The 18,535-nt window shown below is 32.3% G+C and carries 13 protein-coding genes and 1 tRNA gene; 3 read left to right on the forward strand and 11 right to left on the reverse strand.

Going from position 1 to position 18,535, the window contains the following annotated elements:
• Positions 1-44: 44 nt before the first annotated feature.
• From NU08_RS06080 to era, 3 genes are all read right to left on the reverse strand, one after another.
• Positions 45-2,798, reverse strand: a complete 2,754-nt coding sequence (locus NU08_RS06080) for an outer membrane beta-barrel protein (RefSeq protein ID WP_129746300.1) — start codon at positions 2,796-2,798, stop codon at positions 45-47.
• 156 nt (positions 2,799-2,954) lie between these two features.
• Entirely contained in the window at positions 2,955-4,268 is a 1,314-nt protein-coding gene (gene der / locus NU08_RS06085; protein WP_129746301.1) for a ribosome biogenesis GTPase Der, read from the reverse strand.
• Positions 4,269-4,592: 324 nt separating this feature from the next.
• A complete protein-coding gene (gene era / locus NU08_RS06090; RefSeq protein ID WP_111377359.1) occupies positions 4,593-5,474 on the reverse strand; it encodes a GTPase Era in 882 nt (293 codons plus the stop codon).
• 117 nt (positions 5,475-5,591) lie between these two features.
• Between era and NU08_RS06095 the strand changes: the two genes are divergently transcribed.
• Positions 5,592-5,664, forward strand: a tRNA-Met gene (locus NU08_RS06095).
• A 245-nt stretch (positions 5,665-5,909) separates the two neighbouring features.
• On the opposite strand, the gene NU08_RS06100 is transcribed toward NU08_RS06095, so the two are convergent.
• From NU08_RS06100 to NU08_RS06140, 8 genes are all read right to left on the reverse strand, one after another.
• On the reverse strand, positions 5,910-8,999 hold the full coding sequence (locus tag NU08_RS06100; RefSeq protein ID WP_129746302.1) for a T9SS type A sorting domain-containing protein: 3,090 nt from the start codon (positions 8,997-8,999) through the stop codon (positions 5,910-5,912).
• A 347-nt stretch (positions 9,000-9,346) separates the two neighbouring features.
• The gene (locus NU08_RS06105; RefSeq protein WP_129746303.1) at positions 9,347-10,735 is read right to left on the reverse strand and encodes a serine hydrolase; all 1,389 of its coding nucleotides are present in this window, start codon (positions 10,733-10,735) and stop codon (positions 9,347-9,349) included.
• A gap of 542 nt (positions 10,736-11,277) precedes the next feature.
• Positions 11,278-15,078, reverse strand: a complete 3,801-nt coding sequence (locus NU08_RS06110) for a T9SS type B sorting domain-containing protein (protein WP_129746304.1) — start codon at positions 15,076-15,078, stop codon at positions 11,278-11,280.
• Positions 15,079-15,486: 408 nt separating this feature from the next.
• Entirely contained in the window at positions 15,487-15,837 is a 351-nt protein-coding gene (locus NU08_RS06120; RefSeq protein ID WP_165352417.1) for a DUF3997 domain-containing protein, read from the reverse strand.
• Positions 15,838-15,850: 13 nt separating this feature from the next.
• The gene (locus tag NU08_RS06125) at positions 15,851-16,135 is read right to left on the reverse strand and encodes a hypothetical protein (RefSeq protein WP_129746306.1); all 285 of its coding nucleotides are present in this window, start codon (positions 16,133-16,135) and stop codon (positions 15,851-15,853) included.
• Positions 16,136-16,200: 65 nt separating this feature from the next.
• Positions 16,201-16,686, reverse strand: coding sequence for a hypothetical protein (locus NU08_RS06130; RefSeq protein WP_129746307.1), 486 nt, complete (start codon positions 16,684-16,686; stop codon positions 16,201-16,203).
• A 3-nt stretch (positions 16,687-16,689) separates the two neighbouring features.
• Positions 16,690-16,878 (reverse strand): hypothetical protein, encoded by a 189-nt coding sequence (locus NU08_RS06135; RefSeq protein ID WP_129746308.1) that lies wholly within the window; start codon positions 16,876-16,878, stop codon positions 16,690-16,692.
• A 387-nt stretch (positions 16,879-17,265) separates the two neighbouring features.
• Entirely contained in the window at positions 17,266-17,844 is a 579-nt protein-coding gene (locus NU08_RS06140) for a hypothetical protein (protein WP_129746309.1), read from the reverse strand.
• Positions 17,845-17,867: 23 nt separating this feature from the next.
• Here NU08_RS06140 and NU08_RS06145 point away from each other — a divergent pair, with 23 nt between their 5' ends.
• Positions 17,868-18,140, forward strand: a complete 273-nt coding sequence (locus NU08_RS06145; protein ID WP_262708811.1) for a helix-turn-helix domain-containing protein — start codon at positions 17,868-17,870, stop codon at positions 18,138-18,140.
• A gap of 149 nt (positions 18,141-18,289) precedes the next feature.
• On the forward strand, positions 18,290-18,457 hold the full coding sequence (locus NU08_RS22265) for a hypothetical protein (RefSeq protein ID WP_165352419.1): 168 nt from the start codon (positions 18,290-18,292) through the stop codon (positions 18,455-18,457).
• Positions 18,458-18,535 lie beyond the last annotated feature (78 nt).

Here is an 18,535-nt window from a genome sequence, read left to right on the forward strand (position 1 = left end):
TAACCTTTGAACCTTTGTTCCTCTGAACCTTTGCACCTTAAAAACTAAGATCCTCTCTGTCTCCTTCCTCCTTTTTTGCTTTCGGCAAAATTTCCAATTTTATAAGCTAAAGAAAACATTACGTAACGTTTTAAAACTGTATTTTCTTCATCTCGGATCGAAGTTGGCGAAATGGTTCTTGTTGCACTTTGGTTTTGATTTAAAACATCATATACTTTTACTTTTGCATATAGTTTTTTATCCAAAAACCCGTAAGACAAACTAGTATTCCAAAGGAAGAAATCCTTTTTAAAATCATCTGAAATATTTGAATTATACGTATATCCAAAGTCATTTCCGAAAATTAAATTTGCTGGCCAATACGATGTTGTCTGTAAATTAATTCTATGAATTACATTTGAAGTCGCGTCTCTTGAATAGTTTTCATATCGCGTTTCATTATATGATAAACTATAAGATGGCGCAATCGAAAGCACTTCACCATAATCATAAGAAGCATAAACACTTGGCGTAACGACAACCGATTTTGCATAATACAAAACAGCATTGGTGAATCCTTTATCAAAATTATAATTACCGCTTAAACGCAAACCGTATCTGAGAGTATGTGCATCTTTTTTAATCTGCTGATTCCAGTTTCCTCCAATCGAAGCCGAATATGTTCCTGAAATATTTACATAAGTCGTATTTCTTTTTCCGCTGTCATCATAAATCGAAGTAGAAACAACATCATTATTATAATAATCTCCTTTAAGGAACAAACTATAACCTGAGCGCGTTCTAAAATCAAAGTTTTTAAAATCTATACCCGCAGTACTTTTTTCAATCGGATTAAGATTTGGATTTCCAATGACACTATTTAACGGATTATTTAAATCTGCAACCGGCATTAATTGCGTAGCCGACGGAAGTGCATTTGAATAATCGTATTTAAAAGTTAAGTTTCTAGAACGGTTGAATTTGTATCGAAGCTGCGCAGTTCCGTAAGGCAGCATATATCTTTTATTCAGATCTGTAGCTTGATTTAAATAAAAGGAATGATTATCAAACTCCACAATTGATGTTCTCGAATTTACATTCAGCGTAAATTTACTTTTCTGCCAAGTAATACCCACTTTTGGTGTAATCGAATTTTGTTTTGATGTGGTATAGTTGGTCAGCGATAAATTTAAATCTGAATATTCTTGTGATGCATCATCAAAATTAAATGTCTTCTGATCATTCATAGAACTCTGCCAGTCAAAATCGGTTCCGAAACGCAATCTCAATGAATCTGTAACCGGTTCTGTATATTCTAAATCTAGCGAATAAGCATCGCTTTTTGATGTATTTTTTGCATTCTGGTTTCTTTCATCATTTGGCTTATTATCCTGATAAAATATAGTCTCAGAAATATTGATTCCGTTAGAATCATTTTTAGTGTTATTATTATTGAAAACTACACTTAAATTTCGTGATTTCTTTTCGAAAGTTTTATTGAAATTAATACTGTTTGCAAAACTTGTATTAGAGCTTTCTGTGTGCGATGTGGCTGTACTTTCGTTTAATGCATCGCCATTTTCATTTTCAGAAAAAGTCGATGATTCAGTATTACTGTTTGATTCGGATAAATTCAATTTAGGAGCAAAAACAATCTGCATAGTAGGATTGATTTTGTATTCTAATTCAAAATTAGCCTTGTTTCCAGTGTTTTCATTTCTAGTTTTAGAATCGGCTTCGGTCAAAATATTCCCTGTTGGCAATAAACTCAATTGGTTCGATTTGCTATCATTTTTAGTCACGGCATTAGTAAAGTTGTAACTACTCATGAACTCCAAATCTTTTGTCCAGTCATCAGAATAATTAATTCCGGCTAGAGTAGATTGCGTAATTCCTTTTCCTCCACTGCTTGCGCCTTGACTTCCGCCTTTAGCATTTCGCCCGCCTCCCATATTATCAAAAACCTCATCCATAGAAAATCCTGTTGAGTTGATATTGTTTGAAGAAGCCAAAACGCTTATTTTTTGTTTATTTTTAAAGAAATTCATCATTAAACTGCTTTCGTAGCGCTCATCTGAACCATATCCGCCAAGAACTTTTCCGAAATAGCCTTTATTTTTTTTCTCGTCAATGGTGATATTTATGCTCGAATAATCTGAAGTCGATTCTTCTTTGGCCAATTCTTCTTTTTTGGTTTTAAAATCAGAAACCTGAACTTTTTTAATAATATCAGCTGGAAGGTTTTTAATGGCAATAGCGCCATCTTTATCAAAAAATGCTTTTCCGTTGACTAAAACCTGATTGACTTCTCGCCCATTTACTGTAATTTTTCCCGTATTATCTACATCAAAACCGGGCAACTGTTTCAGCAGCGTTTCGACATTTGCATCTGGACGCACTTTATAAGAACCTGCATTAAATTCTAGAGTGTCTTTTTTAATGGTAATTGGCGGTGCTTCGCTTTTAACTACCACTTCATTTAAAACATTCGCATTTTCAAGCAGGTATAATTTACCAAAGTCTTTACTTTCTGTAAGCGCTTTTTGTTCTTCAAAATAAGCTTGATATCCTGTATAATTTACTTTTAAGAAAACGGGCTTATCATACTTTTTAGTATTGATAATAAAATTTCCATTTTTGTCTGTGGTAGCATATTCAATAATGGTTGAATCTTTTACTGCTGAAAAATAAACAGTAGCTAGTTCTAGCGGAAGCTGCGAGTTGATATCAACCACAGTTCCTTTAATAACGATATTGTTTTGGGCATTTGCTGAATAAACAAAAGCTAAGAACAATAAAAGCGAATAAATTCTGGTCATAAAATTGGGTTAGTTAGATCAGTAAGACTTAAAAAAATGCAAAAGGTTTAATTGTATTTTTTACATTTAACCAAATATGATGCCAATACAAAAACCGATCTTTTAATAATCAAGACACCAAACATAAAAAAATCCCCTATTCAAGGGGACTATTTTTTATTTTTCTCTTATATAAATATCGATCGGAACTCCTGCGAAATCCCATTTCTCACGAATTTTATTTTCCAAGTATCTCTTATAAGGTTCTTTAACGTATTGCGGTAAATTGGCAAAAAATACAAATTGCGGCGTTTGAGTTGGCAACTGCATGCAATATTTAATTTTTACATACTTCCCTTTCATTGCTGGTGGCGGATAAGATTCAATCACCTTCAACATATATTCGTTGAATTTTGAAGTTGGGATTCTCTGTTTTCTATTTTCGTAAACTTGAACTGTAGCTTCAAGAGCTTTTAACAAACGTTGTTTTGTTAAAGCAGAAACGAATAAAATTGGCACATCTGTAAAAGGCATCAATTCTTTTTTGATTTTCTCTTCGTAATCACGTGTAGACATGGTATCTTTTTCTACCAAATCCCATTTGTTTACCAAAATTACAACACCTTTTCTATTCTTCTCAGCCAACCAGAAAATACTCTGATCCTGACCTTCAAATCCACGAGTTGCATCGATAACCAAAATACAGATATCTGCATGTTCGATTGCACGTACAGAACGCATTACAGAGTAAAACTCTAAGTCTTCCTTAACTTTTGCTTTACGACGAATTCCCGCAGTATCGACCAAATTAAATTCGAAACCAAAACGGTCAAATTTTGTATCAATTGCATCACGAGTAGTTCCAGCAATATCAGTAACAATATAACGGTCTTTACCAATTAAAGCATTGATAAAACTAGATTTCCCAGCATTTGGACGTCCTACAACCGCAAAACGAGGCAATTCAACTTCTGGCGTTTCTGGCTCTGGTTTTTCTGGGAAAGCTTCGATTAAAGCATCCAGCAAATCTCCTGTTCCGCTTCCTGAAATACTAGCGAAAGTATAATATTCACCTAAACCAAGGTTATAAAACTCAACCGCATCTTTTTCACGCATCGCGTTATCAACCTTATTTACAGCCAATAAAACTGGTTTTGTTACTTTACGAAGCAATTTTGCAACGGTTTCATCCATTGGTGTAATTCCTTCTTCAACATCAACCACAAAAATAATAACATCGGCTTCGTCGATAGCAAGTTCTACCTGTTTACGGATTTCACCTTCGAAAACGTCATCAGACCCTCGAACATATCCACCTGTATCAATGACAGAAAACTCTTTTCCGTTCCACTCGCTTTTACCATAGTTTCTATCGCGGGTAACCCCAGATACTGAATCTACAATAGCTTCTCTTCTTTGTATCAGCCTATTAAAAAGGGTCGATTTCCCTACATTAGGTCTTCCTACTATCGCAACAATGTTATTACTCATTTTATTGAATTTTAGATTTTAGACTTTAGATTTCAGATTCTTAGCTTCCTAAAAACCTAATCACTTGTAATCTAAAATGCCTTATTTAAATTTTTTGCAAAGGTAGTTAAAAAAAGTTGCTGAGACGCTAAGTTTCTTAGTACCTAAGTTTTTATTGTTTTTTTGTATAATTTTCAAGAGCTAATCCAGCTATCCGCTATATCTTTTCCTGGCTAAAGAAGCCAGAAAAAGGATACCGCTCCTATCTGGGCTAGGGCACCTATTTTCAAAAGAACTTTCGTTTGACGATTAAACAAATCAACGATTAACCGATTAAACAAAAAACTATTGATTATATCCGAAACGTTTCAGCATATTAGCATTGCTTCTCCAGTTTTTGTTCACTTTTACATAAAGCTCGATGTGAATTTGTTTTCCGAAGAATTTCTCTAAATCAGCTCTAGCATCAGTTCCCACTTTTTTAAGCGCAGCTCCTTTATGCCCGATAATGATTCCTTTTTGCGTATCGCGCTCCACCATAATTACCGAACGGATTCTGATAATATTGTCGGTTTCGTGAAATTCTTCTGTAACGATTTCTACTGCGTATGGAATTTCTTTAGCATAATTCAATAAGATTTTCTCACGGATAGTTTCATTTACAAAGAAACGTTCTGGCTTGTCTGTTAATTGGTCTTTTGGATAATAAGGTGGTGATTCTGGCAATAATTCGATAATTCTTCCAAAGACTTCTGGAACGTTGAAGTTCTGCAAAGCCGAAATCGGGAAAATCTCTGCATTTGGCACTTTTTCTTTCCAGAAAGAAACTTGTTGCTCTAATTGCTCTTGGTTTGAATTATCAATTTTATTTAAAAGCAATAAAACCGGAATCTTAGCATGAATGATTTTCTTGAAGAAGTCTTCATCTTTCAAGTCTTGCTCCCCTATTTCGACCATGTAGATTAAAATGTCAGCATCTTCAAAAGCCGATTTTACAAAGTTCATCATCGATTCCTGCATTTCATAAGCGGGTTTAATGATTCCAGGAGTATCAGACAAAACCAATTGGAAGTCTTCTCCGTTTACAATTCCAAGAATTCTATGACGTGTTGTTTGTGCTTTTGATGTAATGATCGACAATCGTTCTCCAACGAAAGCGTTCATCAATGTTGATTTTCCAACATTTGGATTTCCGATAATATTTACGAAACCTGCTTTATGTGACATTTGCATGATATTTTAAGATGCAAAGGTAGTCATATCAACTCAATACAGAAAATAAAACATTTTTTAAAGTTTTCGTTGGATTTCTAAAAAATCGGCGTATCTTTGCACCCGAAACATCGCGGGATAGAGCAGTAGGCAGCTCGTCGGGCTCATAACCCGAAGGTCACAGGTTCGAGTCCTGTTCCCGCTACTAAGTAAAGCTTCAGAGAAATCTGGAGCTTTTTTTGTTTTATTTAATCCACTGGGCTTATATCCTCCACGGACACCGGTTCGAGTCTTCGCTGTGGGAAACTATTAAGAGAAAGTAAAAGCTTGAGAAATATAGATTCTCAGTTTTTTTGTGATTCGAAAAATCTTGTTTCATTTTTTAAAAATAAAAAACCACATTTTCAAACGAATGAAAATGTGGTTTTTAACTTATATATGTTTTTTAATTTAATCGACTATTATTTTTCTAACAATAGTAGATCCTTCACTTTCTAAATACACATAATAAATCCCTTTTGGGAATCCTGATAAATTGATGCTGTTAGTGTTTGAGCCATTAGCAAATTTGACAGTTTTTACCAACTTTCCTGATGTTTCGTACACATTTGCCTTTTCTAGCACAATGTTGTCAATATGTAATTCTCCTTTGGTCGGATTAGGATAAATGGCGATTTTGTCAAAAATTAAATCTTCGATTCCTAAGGTACAAGTTGTTTTTGAATAAATTGCTGCTGTATCTTTAGCTGTTGACCAATTGGCATTAGCATAAGCAACATCATCTACCAGAATACAGGATAGTGAAGCATTCGTTTTGAAATTGACATTCGCCAGTTTGCTATTGTTTCCGTTACTTAAATTCAAAGAAGTCAATTTATTGTTGGAACAATTTAAATCTGTAAGAAGCGTATTCTTAGAAAGGTCTAAACTTCCTATTAGATTGTTAGAACAACTCAATTTAGTCAACCATACATTTTTAGAAACATCTAAGGTGGTTAGTTGATTGGCAACGCTGGTTTTTGCATTGATTTTTTTATTGGTTGTTACAATACCGTCACAATACAGTTCTGTAAGCTGGGTGTTTTTAGAAACATCTAAAGTCGATAGTGGATTCTTTGAACAATCTAAATATTTCAGTGCCGTGTTAGAAGATACATCTATTGAGGTCAATAAATTTCCTTGACACTTTAAGGTTTCCAGGTTTGAAAAATATTGGATTCCTGCTAAACTGGTAATACCGGAATTGGAAATGTCTAAACTGGTTACATTTTTTATGCTGGACAATAAAACAGAACCATCTTTAACAGTATCAATCCCTAAAGCGATTAACTTGCTCTCAAACTCACTATTAACTTCAACAATGATAGGGCAACTATGCGAATAACTTGCAGTAGCATCTTTGGCTGTAGCCCAATTTGCAGTAGAATAACTAGCATTATCTACCTGAATGCAGGTTAAATCAGGATTGTTTGTAAAGTTATTGGTGCTTTCGAACCAAGCATTCTTTCCATTCTGCATATTTAGACTTCTTAATTTATTATTATAGCAATAAAAAGTTCCTAAGCTGGTATTCTTGGAAACATCTAAAGCCGTTAATTGATTATCATAACAATCTAACTTTGTTAATCTAATATTTTTAGAAACATCTAAAGCCGTTAATTGATTAGAATAACAAACTAAATATACTAAACCGGCATTCTTTGAAACATCTAAAGCCGTTATTTGATTCTGATGACAATATAATTCTACCAAAGCAAAACTATTAGCAATATACAAACTCGTTAATTGGTTATTTTCACAATGTAAAGTCTGTAAATTTCTAAAATCTTGAATTCCGGTTAAATCACTAATAGAACTGGAGGAAACATCCAAGTCGTTTAACCAATAAACGTTGGATGTTAACACTTTTCCGTCAGGAGTTCCAAAATCAATTCCTAATGAGATTAACTTCTTTTCAAAATTCACATCAGGAATAACGGTGTATGCTGAGCAATCTCTGCTATAACTTGCAGAAGCGTCCTTATATGACTTCCAAGTGTTATTCGAATAATAATCGCTATCTGCCTGAATGCATCCTAAATCAGGGTTACTTTTAAAGTTTTTGGTATTGAGATATTCATTGCGTCCATTCTTCAAATTTAAACTCGTTAACTGATTCGAACTGCAGTCTATATTTCTTAAACCCATATTCTTAGAAACATCTAAATCTGTTAATTGATTAGAATAGCAATACAGGTCGGTTAAAGCAGTATTCTTAGAAACATCTAAAGTTTTTAGTTGGTTGGAATAACAATATAATTTGGTTAAAACACTGCTTTTAGAAACATCAAAACTTATTAATTGATTATTATGGCATCTTAGTTCTGTCAGCGAAACATTTTGAGAAACATTTAAGCTTGCCAATTGATTGGAATAACACTGTAAGTTTGTTAAAGCTGTATTATTAGAAACATCCAAAGCCGTTAATTGATTAGAATAACAATACAGCAATGTCAGAGCTAAACTATTCGAAACATCTAAAGCTGTTAATTTGTTGGAATAGCACGTTAATTGCTCTAAAGCGGTATTCTTAGAAACATTTAAACTCGTTAATTGATTCGATTCACAATATAATCTTGTTAAAGCAATATTCTTGGACACATCTAAAGACGTTAATTGATTGCCATTACAATTTAAAAACTGTAAAGCCGTAAAATCTTGAATTCCAGCTAAATTAGTAATAGAACTGCTTGAGACATCTAAAGAAGTTAATGCAGCAATCTTAGCTGTTGGCACTTTTCCATCAACTGCTCCAAAATCAATTCCTAAATAAATCAGCTTCTTCTCAAAATTCACATCAGGAATAAGAGTATATTGAACAAAAGCTGAGCAGTCTAAACTATAACTTGCCTCAGCATCTTTGGCTGTCCAATTGGCAGTAGAATAAGTCACATTATCTACCTGAATACAGCTTAAGCTATTACTATCAAAGGCACTATTGGTCGATAATTTAGAATTATTTCCATTTTTCAAATTAAGACTTACCAATTGATTATCAGAACAATCTAAATATGTCAAAGCAGTATTCTTGGAAAGATCTAAGTTCTTTAGTTGATTATTATAACAATGTAAAATTGTTAAAGAAGTATTCTTAGAAACATCTAAAGCTGTTAGTAGGTTATGATAACAACGTAACTCTGTTAAAGCAGTATTCTTGGAAACGTCTATAGTTGTTAAGTAATTGCTTCCAAAACTCAAGTAGGTTAAAGCGGTATTCTTGGAAACATCTAAAGACGTTAATTGATTGCTATCACAAAACAAAGATTTTAAAGCAGTGAAATCCTGAATCCCGGTTAAATCGGCAATAAAACCGACTCCCCTAACATTTAAGGTAGTCAGGGTGTTTATTTTTGAAGTTAAAACTTTACCATCTGGTGTGCCTGAATCAATTCCCTGACGGATTAGTTCTGCTTCAAAATATGCATCGGGAATCAGGGTGTATTGTTGAGCAAAAGAAGATACGCTCACAAAGAATATTAAATAAAGTAGTTTTATTTTCATAGGTAATGTTTTGTTAATATTAAAACCCCTCAAATATATAGAATATTAACTAGTATCTTACATAGACTGTTAAAGAAATCAAAAAATGTTTTAATCAAAAAAACATCTGCAAGTATATTTTTAAAAATTTCAAAGGAGATTATCCCAGATATTTAGAACCAGAAAATTTAGTATTCAGTGATTTTTATTTTCTTCAAATCATCAAGAAAATGATTCGAGAATTGTCCCGTTAGGGCTACACAGACAAAAAGCTCCAGAGAAATCTGAAGCTTTTTTTGTTTTAACTATCTTTGTTAACATCTCATTGCGATAACGAGCGGGACGCTCCGGCCAGCAGAGGGTAGTTTTTATTTCATTCGTTTTGCTTCTATCTTTTTTCCATTCTGCAATAAAAACAAATTTGAAACTTCTCCTTTTTCGTTCTTTTCAAATTGAATTTGTGCATCTACTACTTTGTAGAAAAATAACATTTCACTTTCTACAAATATCGGAAACGTATTTTGTCCTGTCAATTGTGAAAAAAGTTGATCTTTATCTAATGAAATTTTAATTTCAAAATCATTTTCAACTTTATAAATCCCAACAAACTTTTGAAGTTCTTCAGTTGTAATACTAATTTCTTTTCTGATTTTTTGCACAGGCAATGGCTTATTGTATTGAATATTTCTAATTGCTTTAGAAGGAATTGTAACGTTGTTGTGATTTTGAAGTATTATTATTGTTTTATCATTTGTAATATGTCTATCTATAAAAGTTACATAACCTGGCCAACCCCCGTTATGGTTTGCAATTGTTCCAAAATCAGCATTTTCTTCAATTCCCCAGCCAAAACCATAATTCCTTTTAGCCCCGTCTTTCAAAGTTGCTTTTTCAAAAACCGCTTTCATTCCCTCTTTTGTGAGTAATTTATTGGCATATAATGCTCTATCCCAAATCAATAAATCCTTTACAGTTGAATTAACTGTTCCGTCTCCAACAATACCATCAAGCCAAATAACCATTTTAGTTTCTTTCAATTCGTCTGGTAAAACACATTTTTTCAAACTATCTGAGTAAACATATCCAAAAGCATAATTGTCAATTTTCTTTGGTGATAATCTACGATTGTAAACAAAGGTATTTTTCATTTTCAACGGTTGGAAAATAGCTGTGTTTAGATAGTCAGCGTATGTCAAACCTGATGCCTTCTCAATTATTGATGCCAATAGCGCATAGCCCGTATTACTATATTCCCATTTAGTATTTGGCTCAAATACTATTTTTGGTTGATGTTTACTAAATAGATTAATTATGTCTTTGTTAGTAGCAATTTTAGATTTGTCAAACAAACTATCCATAAGCTGCATATAGTCTGGCAGGCCTCCCGTATGATTTAATAAGTTTCTTACAGTTACACCTTTATAAAAAGAAAGTTCGGGTAAGTATTTGTTGATATCATCGTCCAAATTTAACTTTCCTTTTTCTTTAAGTATCATTATCCCCATAGCTGTGAACTGCTTTGAACATGATGCCAATTCAAAAATCGAATTTTCGTTCAATTTTTCTTTTGTTGTTTCATTTGCAAGTCCAAAACTATGGCTGTAAATAACTTTCCCTTTTTCTGCAATTAGAAAATTTCCATTGATTTTCTCTTGTGAATAAAGAGAATTGAGTAAACTGTCAATTTTTTGAATTCTATCTTGTCCAAATGTAAGATGTGCAATTAAAAGAAGTCCGATTGTAATTGTTAATTTCATTTTTATTTCTTGTTAATTAATGTAGGTTAGATGTCCCACAAAATTGCCACCAACTTATTTATATGTGCGATAAAACCGCACAAAGCCATCCAAATTTGGATAGCTTTGTTTTATAAATTTCAGACATTATTTATTTTCAAATATATATTTTTTTCACTACAAACTTTCAAAAGGACATTAAATTTGATTGATGCTTTTTAACAATTATATGAATGGGCTATCCAAACAAAAAGCATAGAAAAAATAAAATATACATGCTAAAATATTGTAATAATCCAAGATAATCTGGTTAGATATTTGAATGCTTCCCGCTCTTACAAAACCCATGAATTTAGATTTCTTAGATTTGTATCTTATTCAGAAAAATTTATTTGATTTTAAACAAAATATTAGTGTTTTCAAGGGAGAAATGGTTTGGGGTAAAATTTCATATCACTAATTCTACGCTCCCCTTTTATTACATAAGATAAGTTCTTCCAGGCTTTTCATATAGTTAATAAAAAAAACATTCTACATTGCCTGAAGATATTAAAATTAATTTTTTATCGCTTCAAAGCAAAATGCCCTTTGAAAATTCGATTATCTTCTAATTTTATAACATACCAATAATCATCTGCCGGCATTTGGGAGCCAAGATAAGTGCCGTCCCAACCTTGACCCAATGGAGTAATTTGTTTTAATAATTTTCCGTATCTATCAAAAATCTCAATAGTGGTTTTTGAGTTTGACACTGGATCAACTCCTTCAATATTCCAATAATCGTTATAACTATCGTGATTAGGTGTAAAAAAATTAGGGATTCCAAAAACGGGCACTTCTTTCGGTACAGTTCCGCAACCATTTAGATCTTTGATGTAAACGGTATGTATACCGGCATGCACATTTTCAAATGTATTTCCTGTTTGGTAATCTCCATTTTGATCATCTAAGGCATAAACATAATCTCCATTTCCTGTGGCAGAAACCGAAATCGTATTGGACTGATCCACAACTGCTATAATATTTGAAGCGATATCAGATGCTGAGACTTTTATTGTTCTGATTCTGGAACAATTTGTTTGCTTATCAGTAACCTGCACAGTAAAAGTCCCTTCTTTATTTACAGTTAAGCTATAACTTGTTTGATCTGAAATTAGAATTCCATTAAAAAACCAAGCATAACTATAATTATTAACTAAACTAAGGTCCAAAAGTCCTGCATCAATCTGTTTGGTAAAAGTTGGCAAATTACTGCATACCAGCTCCTCTCCTTTTAGATTAATCTTAGGTACAGGATTTACAATGAAATTAATAAAGGTAGCCGCTGAACAGGTAGTGCTGTTTGGATTAATGACTTCAACTTTTACATTTTGTGAGCTGGTTAAAAATGGATTTGGAAGCGGGCTTGCTAATAAATTATTATTAGCATCATAATATTTCACAATCATTCCGGTTTGTCCGCCTAATAAAGCAGCTTCAAAAGAAGAAGTATCAAAAGCATATTTACCATCTTGTTTAACTGGATCAGATTCATCATCACAAACAGTAGTAAGTACCGGATCAATTGCAAATACTTCCGGCAGATCATCAACAACAAAGGTAATTGTTGAATTAAACGAACATGCCGTTGCTGTATTGTTGGTTAAAATAACTTTCACAATCTGAGAACCTGTACTAAAAGGATTTGGCAAAGGACTTGAAAGTGGATTGTTATTTTGATCCAAATAAGAAACGGTTACATTCGTTAATCCATTAAGCAGCTCTCGTTCAATAGTTGAAGTATCAAATCCGTACAATCCATCCTGATCATCATCACAATGAATCTTTTTTAAATTTTGTGGGACAGGAACCGGCTCGACTCTTAAAGTGATATAACCTCCTAATCCTAAACAATCATTATTAAGTCTGCTATCTACACGGATAAATATTTTTTGACTATTAGGAGAACTTGTATTTCGATAATTAGAAATATCTGAAATAGCATTCTTCTCTGCTAAAGCATCTTCTAAATTTTGATAATAACTGATACCTAAAAGTTGACCAGAGGGAAAAATAGCTTTAATTTCAGTTGTTACAGAACTAAAATCAAATGCGGCAACACCATCTTTGTTAGTCCCTAAAACAGCATCATCACATTGCACAAACACCTTGGAATAAGTTGATGGAATTTGCGTGGTAGATACAATTAGATTTAATTCTGCAATTCGATAACAGTCATTAATATTTTCAACACGAACATATACTTTATCAGTACTAACGGTTTGGTTTCGATATGTTGTCGGATTTAAAATTGGATTACTGTTATTTTGAGCATCAGCAAGTGTCTTGTAAAAAGTAATAGTTTCATTTGCTGAATTAGAAGTTATTTTTACTATAGCTTCTTCTAAATTGAAAACACTAAAACCGTCAATATCATCATCACATTGTTTCAAATTAACAACACTTGTAATTAAAGGCAAAGCAAAAACTTCTAATTTAAATGAGGTTGCCGCTTTACAATCAGGATTATCCTTATTTACCACTTTTATAAAAATAGTTTCTGAGGCAATTGTGTTTTGATACGCATTTGGCGAGGCAATAGCCTGCGTTAGTGCCGCATCCTTAAAATACGAAATGACAAACTGTGAAGATGATTGGCCATTTAAAATTGCTGTTGCTCTTAGCGTTAAATCGAAAATAACTTTTCCGTCTGTATCAGTTCCAACACTGCTATTATCGCAACTCGTTAAATTAGGGATTACCGTTGGTAAATTGGGCAAAGGAATATCAAATACATCAATATTAAAAGCAGTACTGCTTTTGCATTCTCCATTGACTTTGTTTGCCACTTCAGCAGTAATGGTTTCCTTTTGATAAGGAACAGTATTGATGTAAGAACCGGGAGAAGCAATTGCCACATTATTGGCAAAATAATTTACAGTAAACAAATTAGGGTCTTGTCCGTTTAATACAGCTGTATCCTGAGTACGTAAATCGAAAGTATGCAAACCGTCATTGTTAGCATCGCAAATTAATAAATCTTGAGGTTTCGTTGCGGTTGGAACTGCTGAAATTATGACATCTCTTGTTTTTACAACAGAGCCCCTCGTTCCTGTTGCCGTTACTGAAACGGTATAAGTTCCTGCTGTTGCATAAGTATGTGTAGGACTTAAATCTGTTGATCTGTTACCGTCTCCGAAACTCCAATTTGCCGACGTGATGTTTTGTGCATCTATTAAAGTAAATTGGGTATTTTGATTGGAGCAAGAATTAGTTAACTGAATTTCTGGATTAAAGAAAAAAGAACTTACAAAAGGGGGCAAACCCATATTACACATTCGACCAGCTAAATCAACTGCATCCATTTGAAGATCACATCCAACACCTGTTGTATTTGGATTATTAATAACTCCTAATTTCAGTTTTCCATATTCAGCTATATAGATCTTGCCATTGGGGCCGAGTTGGAGTGCGCAAGGAAATATACTTGGAATTAAAGTTGTAAATGCTGAACCAACAATATTACTTGATGTCAAATCATATTGTATTACTTTGTAAGGTGAAGGATTTGTTACCGAAAGATATAAAACAGCACTATTTGGCGAAAATTCAACACTATACATACCATCCCCCGTTCTTAATACTAAAGGGTTCGAAACCAAACCTGTGGCATTATCAAAATCTAATAATTCAAAGTTTTGCAAAGCGTGACAAATCGCTAATTTTGACCCATCAGGGGATATTTTCATGTAACCCCAAACATTTTCTTTTGAACCGCCCACAAATAGACCTACATTGGATGTTACAGGACTTGCACTTAATCCTGAAGAAGACAACAGGTAACTATAAAAAGTATTACTATTCCAACCGTGGGTAACGACCCAAAAATCAACCCCGTTTTTGTGCTTTACTATTGATAACTTTTCATCAGAGGGGGTATAGATTAATACATTTTTATCGGAGGTAACAGCTCCAAGACCGCCATCTAAATTAATATCAACAATAGAATATCTAAAACCATTGGGATGCACTTCATAATCTAGCGTGAAAACATAAAATAAATTGGAATAGCCCGGTTTCGGAACTATAGTTGCCGATTGGGTACTGGAACTATGCCCCATTAAATCTGCACCGTTTAGCATCACTTGATGGTTTCTGTTCCAGATAGTTACTCCATCAGTATAAAACAACAAATCTCCATTGCTGTTGGACAAACTGGCGCAACCTTCATCTGTGTTGAGTTGTCCGTCAGTAAGTGTGGTAACGGAACCGTCAGGGTGAAACTTGATTCCAGCATTCCTACCAAAATACCAATTACCTGCTTCTTGTTGAGAGAAAGCAAATCTGGTAAATAATAATACTATAAAAAGTAATTTGTGTTTCATGAAATCTACTCCCGCAATTTTATTAATGTTTTTTGAGTTTTATTAAAAAATAATCCAAAGGTTATTTTAATTAAATAACATCTTTTTTAAATGAATATTCCCGTTTACATAACGTTTTGGCAATCACGATAACATTGACGTGTAAAAACATCAATCCAGTCTACAACTGTGGGCGTAATAAAATGCGGCAGTTTTTGATCTCGAATAGCATAACCTTCTTTCATTTCATTTTTTCATTCAAAAATAATGATTTTTCTTATTTAATATTTTTTTAAGAAGTAATCGTAAAAAGTCGGAGACTTTAATTACGTTTAGAAATTCTAAGACCAAAAAAAATTGCGCAAAGTTTAAAGTGACATTTGCGCAGCTTTTCAATTCAAACTTACTACTCTTTGCGGAGCGGGATTGTTAGTCAAAATTGATCTCGATACCTAATTTTAATTTCCATTCATTAAAAGATTTCTCATCCAATGGCCCAAAAATTCTGCCGCTAAATTTATCAATTATAAAATATCTTGACACTTTCTCATTTTTAGGCAACTGTAAAGCAATGATATAATTATCATCTGATTTAGCATTTTTGACAGTTTCTTTTAATATTATATCACTAAATACATTTTTCTCAACACTTTTGTAAATGATAGCCCCATCAGGCAAACCAATGTCTAAAGCATCATCTTCTGATAGGTAATAATAGCCATTTCCTAGATCCGCTTGATCTGTACATCCAGCTGTAATAAATATTACTAGTAAACACAAAAATTTTCTCATTTTATTTTATTGTAATAGTCGGATTAATGTAATGAATTTTATATGGTACAAATCTACCATTATATTGTTCCATAGTACGTGGTCTTCCCAAATCAGTCGCAATATTCCTAACAACATTTATAAAACCATCATCTGAACCTGTATAAATTTCTCCCTTACTTTCTCTCAAGGTCATATACTGTGCTGAAGCTTCATTTCCATCATCTGACCAAGAAGAGTTTTTAAAATCAACTCTAACTTTCCCTCCAGCTGCTTTAAGTAAAGCTTTAAAGGTTCGCAATTTCATTAACTTATTTAACGTTTCTTGATTTGCAGGAGGGTTAAAAAGGAAAAACAAATCTATTTTGAGGATTATTTTATCTTTTTGAGTATTATAGTATGTCCATAGTCTTTCAACTCTTCAAAACTATTAAAAGAGATCAATTTGCCATCAAAATTCTTCTTTTTTATTGGAGGATCATCAAATGAAATAGGATTATCTAACATTGTAAAATTATTTGACTCATCAGATAATTGAAAAACTTTATTCCCAAATTTTATAAATCCACTTTCGCCTCCTTCAATCAATCCAATAAATTTATATTTTGGAATGACTACAATAGGGTTAAGTTTCATTTTAAGTTTTTCATCAAAAAAAATCACTATCTCATATACGTTTTCTATTTTGTTCCCAATTTCTACATCCACATTTCTATAGTATAGTCTTGCTGGTATTTTCTCACCGGCTTCATTTACAATATTATATTTTTTTTCTATTTTAAGAGCTTTAGCATCTTTAAAATAAAAATAAGCAAAAGCAGTAATTAAAATAAGAACTATAAAAATTATCTTTTTCATTTTCTATGGATATTGACGGTAATAATTATTTGTATTTGTTTGAATGGCATTAACTGCAGGAAGCCCAACGTATCTTCTGTAAACATATCCATTATTATTTGGATAATTTTCATAATAACTCTTATTATATCCAAAATCAGAAGTCTTAATCTTATAATCTCCTGCGTAGATAGATTTTGTTGAGGAAATCATAATTGCGACGTGACCTGAAGCATCCCTAAATTTCGTCGCTATTGCTACAATGTCTCCAGCTTGAGGAGATGTAACAATCTGCCAGCCAGGAATATTATAATTGGGATCAGCCCAGGTCTGTTATTGAAAACTGGAGAAAAAAGTTGCGCAAAGTCAGAGACATTTGCGCAGCTTTTCATATGGAACTCTTTGGAGAGCTAGGGGGTTACTTTTAAAAAAACTGATAATACACTTGCGCTCAATTTATTTTTAATAAGCAATAATAAAAAACGACAGACTTTTAGCAAGTTTATCATTTTCCATAAAAAAATGCGCAAAGTCAGACAGTGCACACTTTTCAATTTTAGAACTCTTTGTCGAGCTTGGACACGAAAGTACTTATTTTGATTATTTCCCCTTATCCGTATTTATATGATCTGGCAATGAATCTAAAAATTCCTTATAATTTCTGTTAGCATATTTTAATTCAAAAGGTCCATCTTTAAAATTTAATTCCTTTAATGCAATTGCTTTATGAATCTTTCTAAAATTTTTAATATTAAATTCGGTCATATTTCCTGAATTAAGCGATTCAATAAATATTATTCCATCTTCATTATTGGTGAAGATGTAACGATCAGCTTTATAGTTTTTTTTGTCTTCATAATAATATTTCGAAATTGATACAGCTTTTCCATCAACAACTAATTCTTTAGTATCAATCTTTTTTAAAATCTGAGAATTAAAATAAATATTGCTATAGAAGTAACGTAACGTATCACTATGCTTATCAAAATTATAAATATAATAAGATTCATTTGCTTTTACAATCTTAATCATTTGTGAATTAAATATTTCATAATTCTTATTGTTTGTCGTAAAATTAAAAACTCTTATTTTGATATCCGTCATTGTTTTTAAATCTACATTATTACATGAAGAAAACAACGATAAGGATAAAATGATGTAATAAATAATATGTCTCATGAGTTATAGTTTATTTAGGGATCTTGTTATCCACCACATTTGAATCCAATAGTAAACATGTGTCAAAAGTAGTTAATGTATACAAAGAAAAATCATTTACTCAATATATAAATGATTTACGAATTGAGTTTGCAATAAATCAATTACAAGTAAATAACAAACTAAGAAAATATACGGTTCAGGCACTTGCCTTAGAGTTTGGTTTTAACAATGCAGAATCTTTTTCGACCGCATTTTACAAAAAAACAGGTATTAAACCAACCTATTTCATTAAAGAACTTGATTCATCTACATGAATTTAGAATATTAAACTTCAACACTTTACTCAATTTAAACAACTCGAAATTCCTGAATTTCGACAAGTACACTAATTTATTTGTCAGCTTAATAATATAAGAATTATACATTTGTAATAATAAATTTACATAATTAAAGAAACAACAAAATGAAAACGAAAAAAGAGAAAAAAGAAGTGCAGAAATTTGGTCTTGAAAAATTTGAAGTAGCTAAACTAAAAAACTTACGTTTAATTATTGGTGGTGGAGATGACCCTGTTGACACGAATGATCATAAAGGAAAGAAAGGTTCTTCTGAAGTTTGTAATAAACCATAAAACTAAAAATCTAATTTTACTAAAAAAACATTTCTATAGGCATGAAGTTAATTAATAGTTTCTTGATTTTTTTGTTCT

It is taken from the genome of Flavobacterium anhuiense (assembly GCF_004151235.1).
Taxonomy (GTDB): domain Bacteria; phylum Bacteroidota; class Bacteroidia; order Flavobacteriales; family Flavobacteriaceae; genus Flavobacterium; species Flavobacterium anhuiense_A.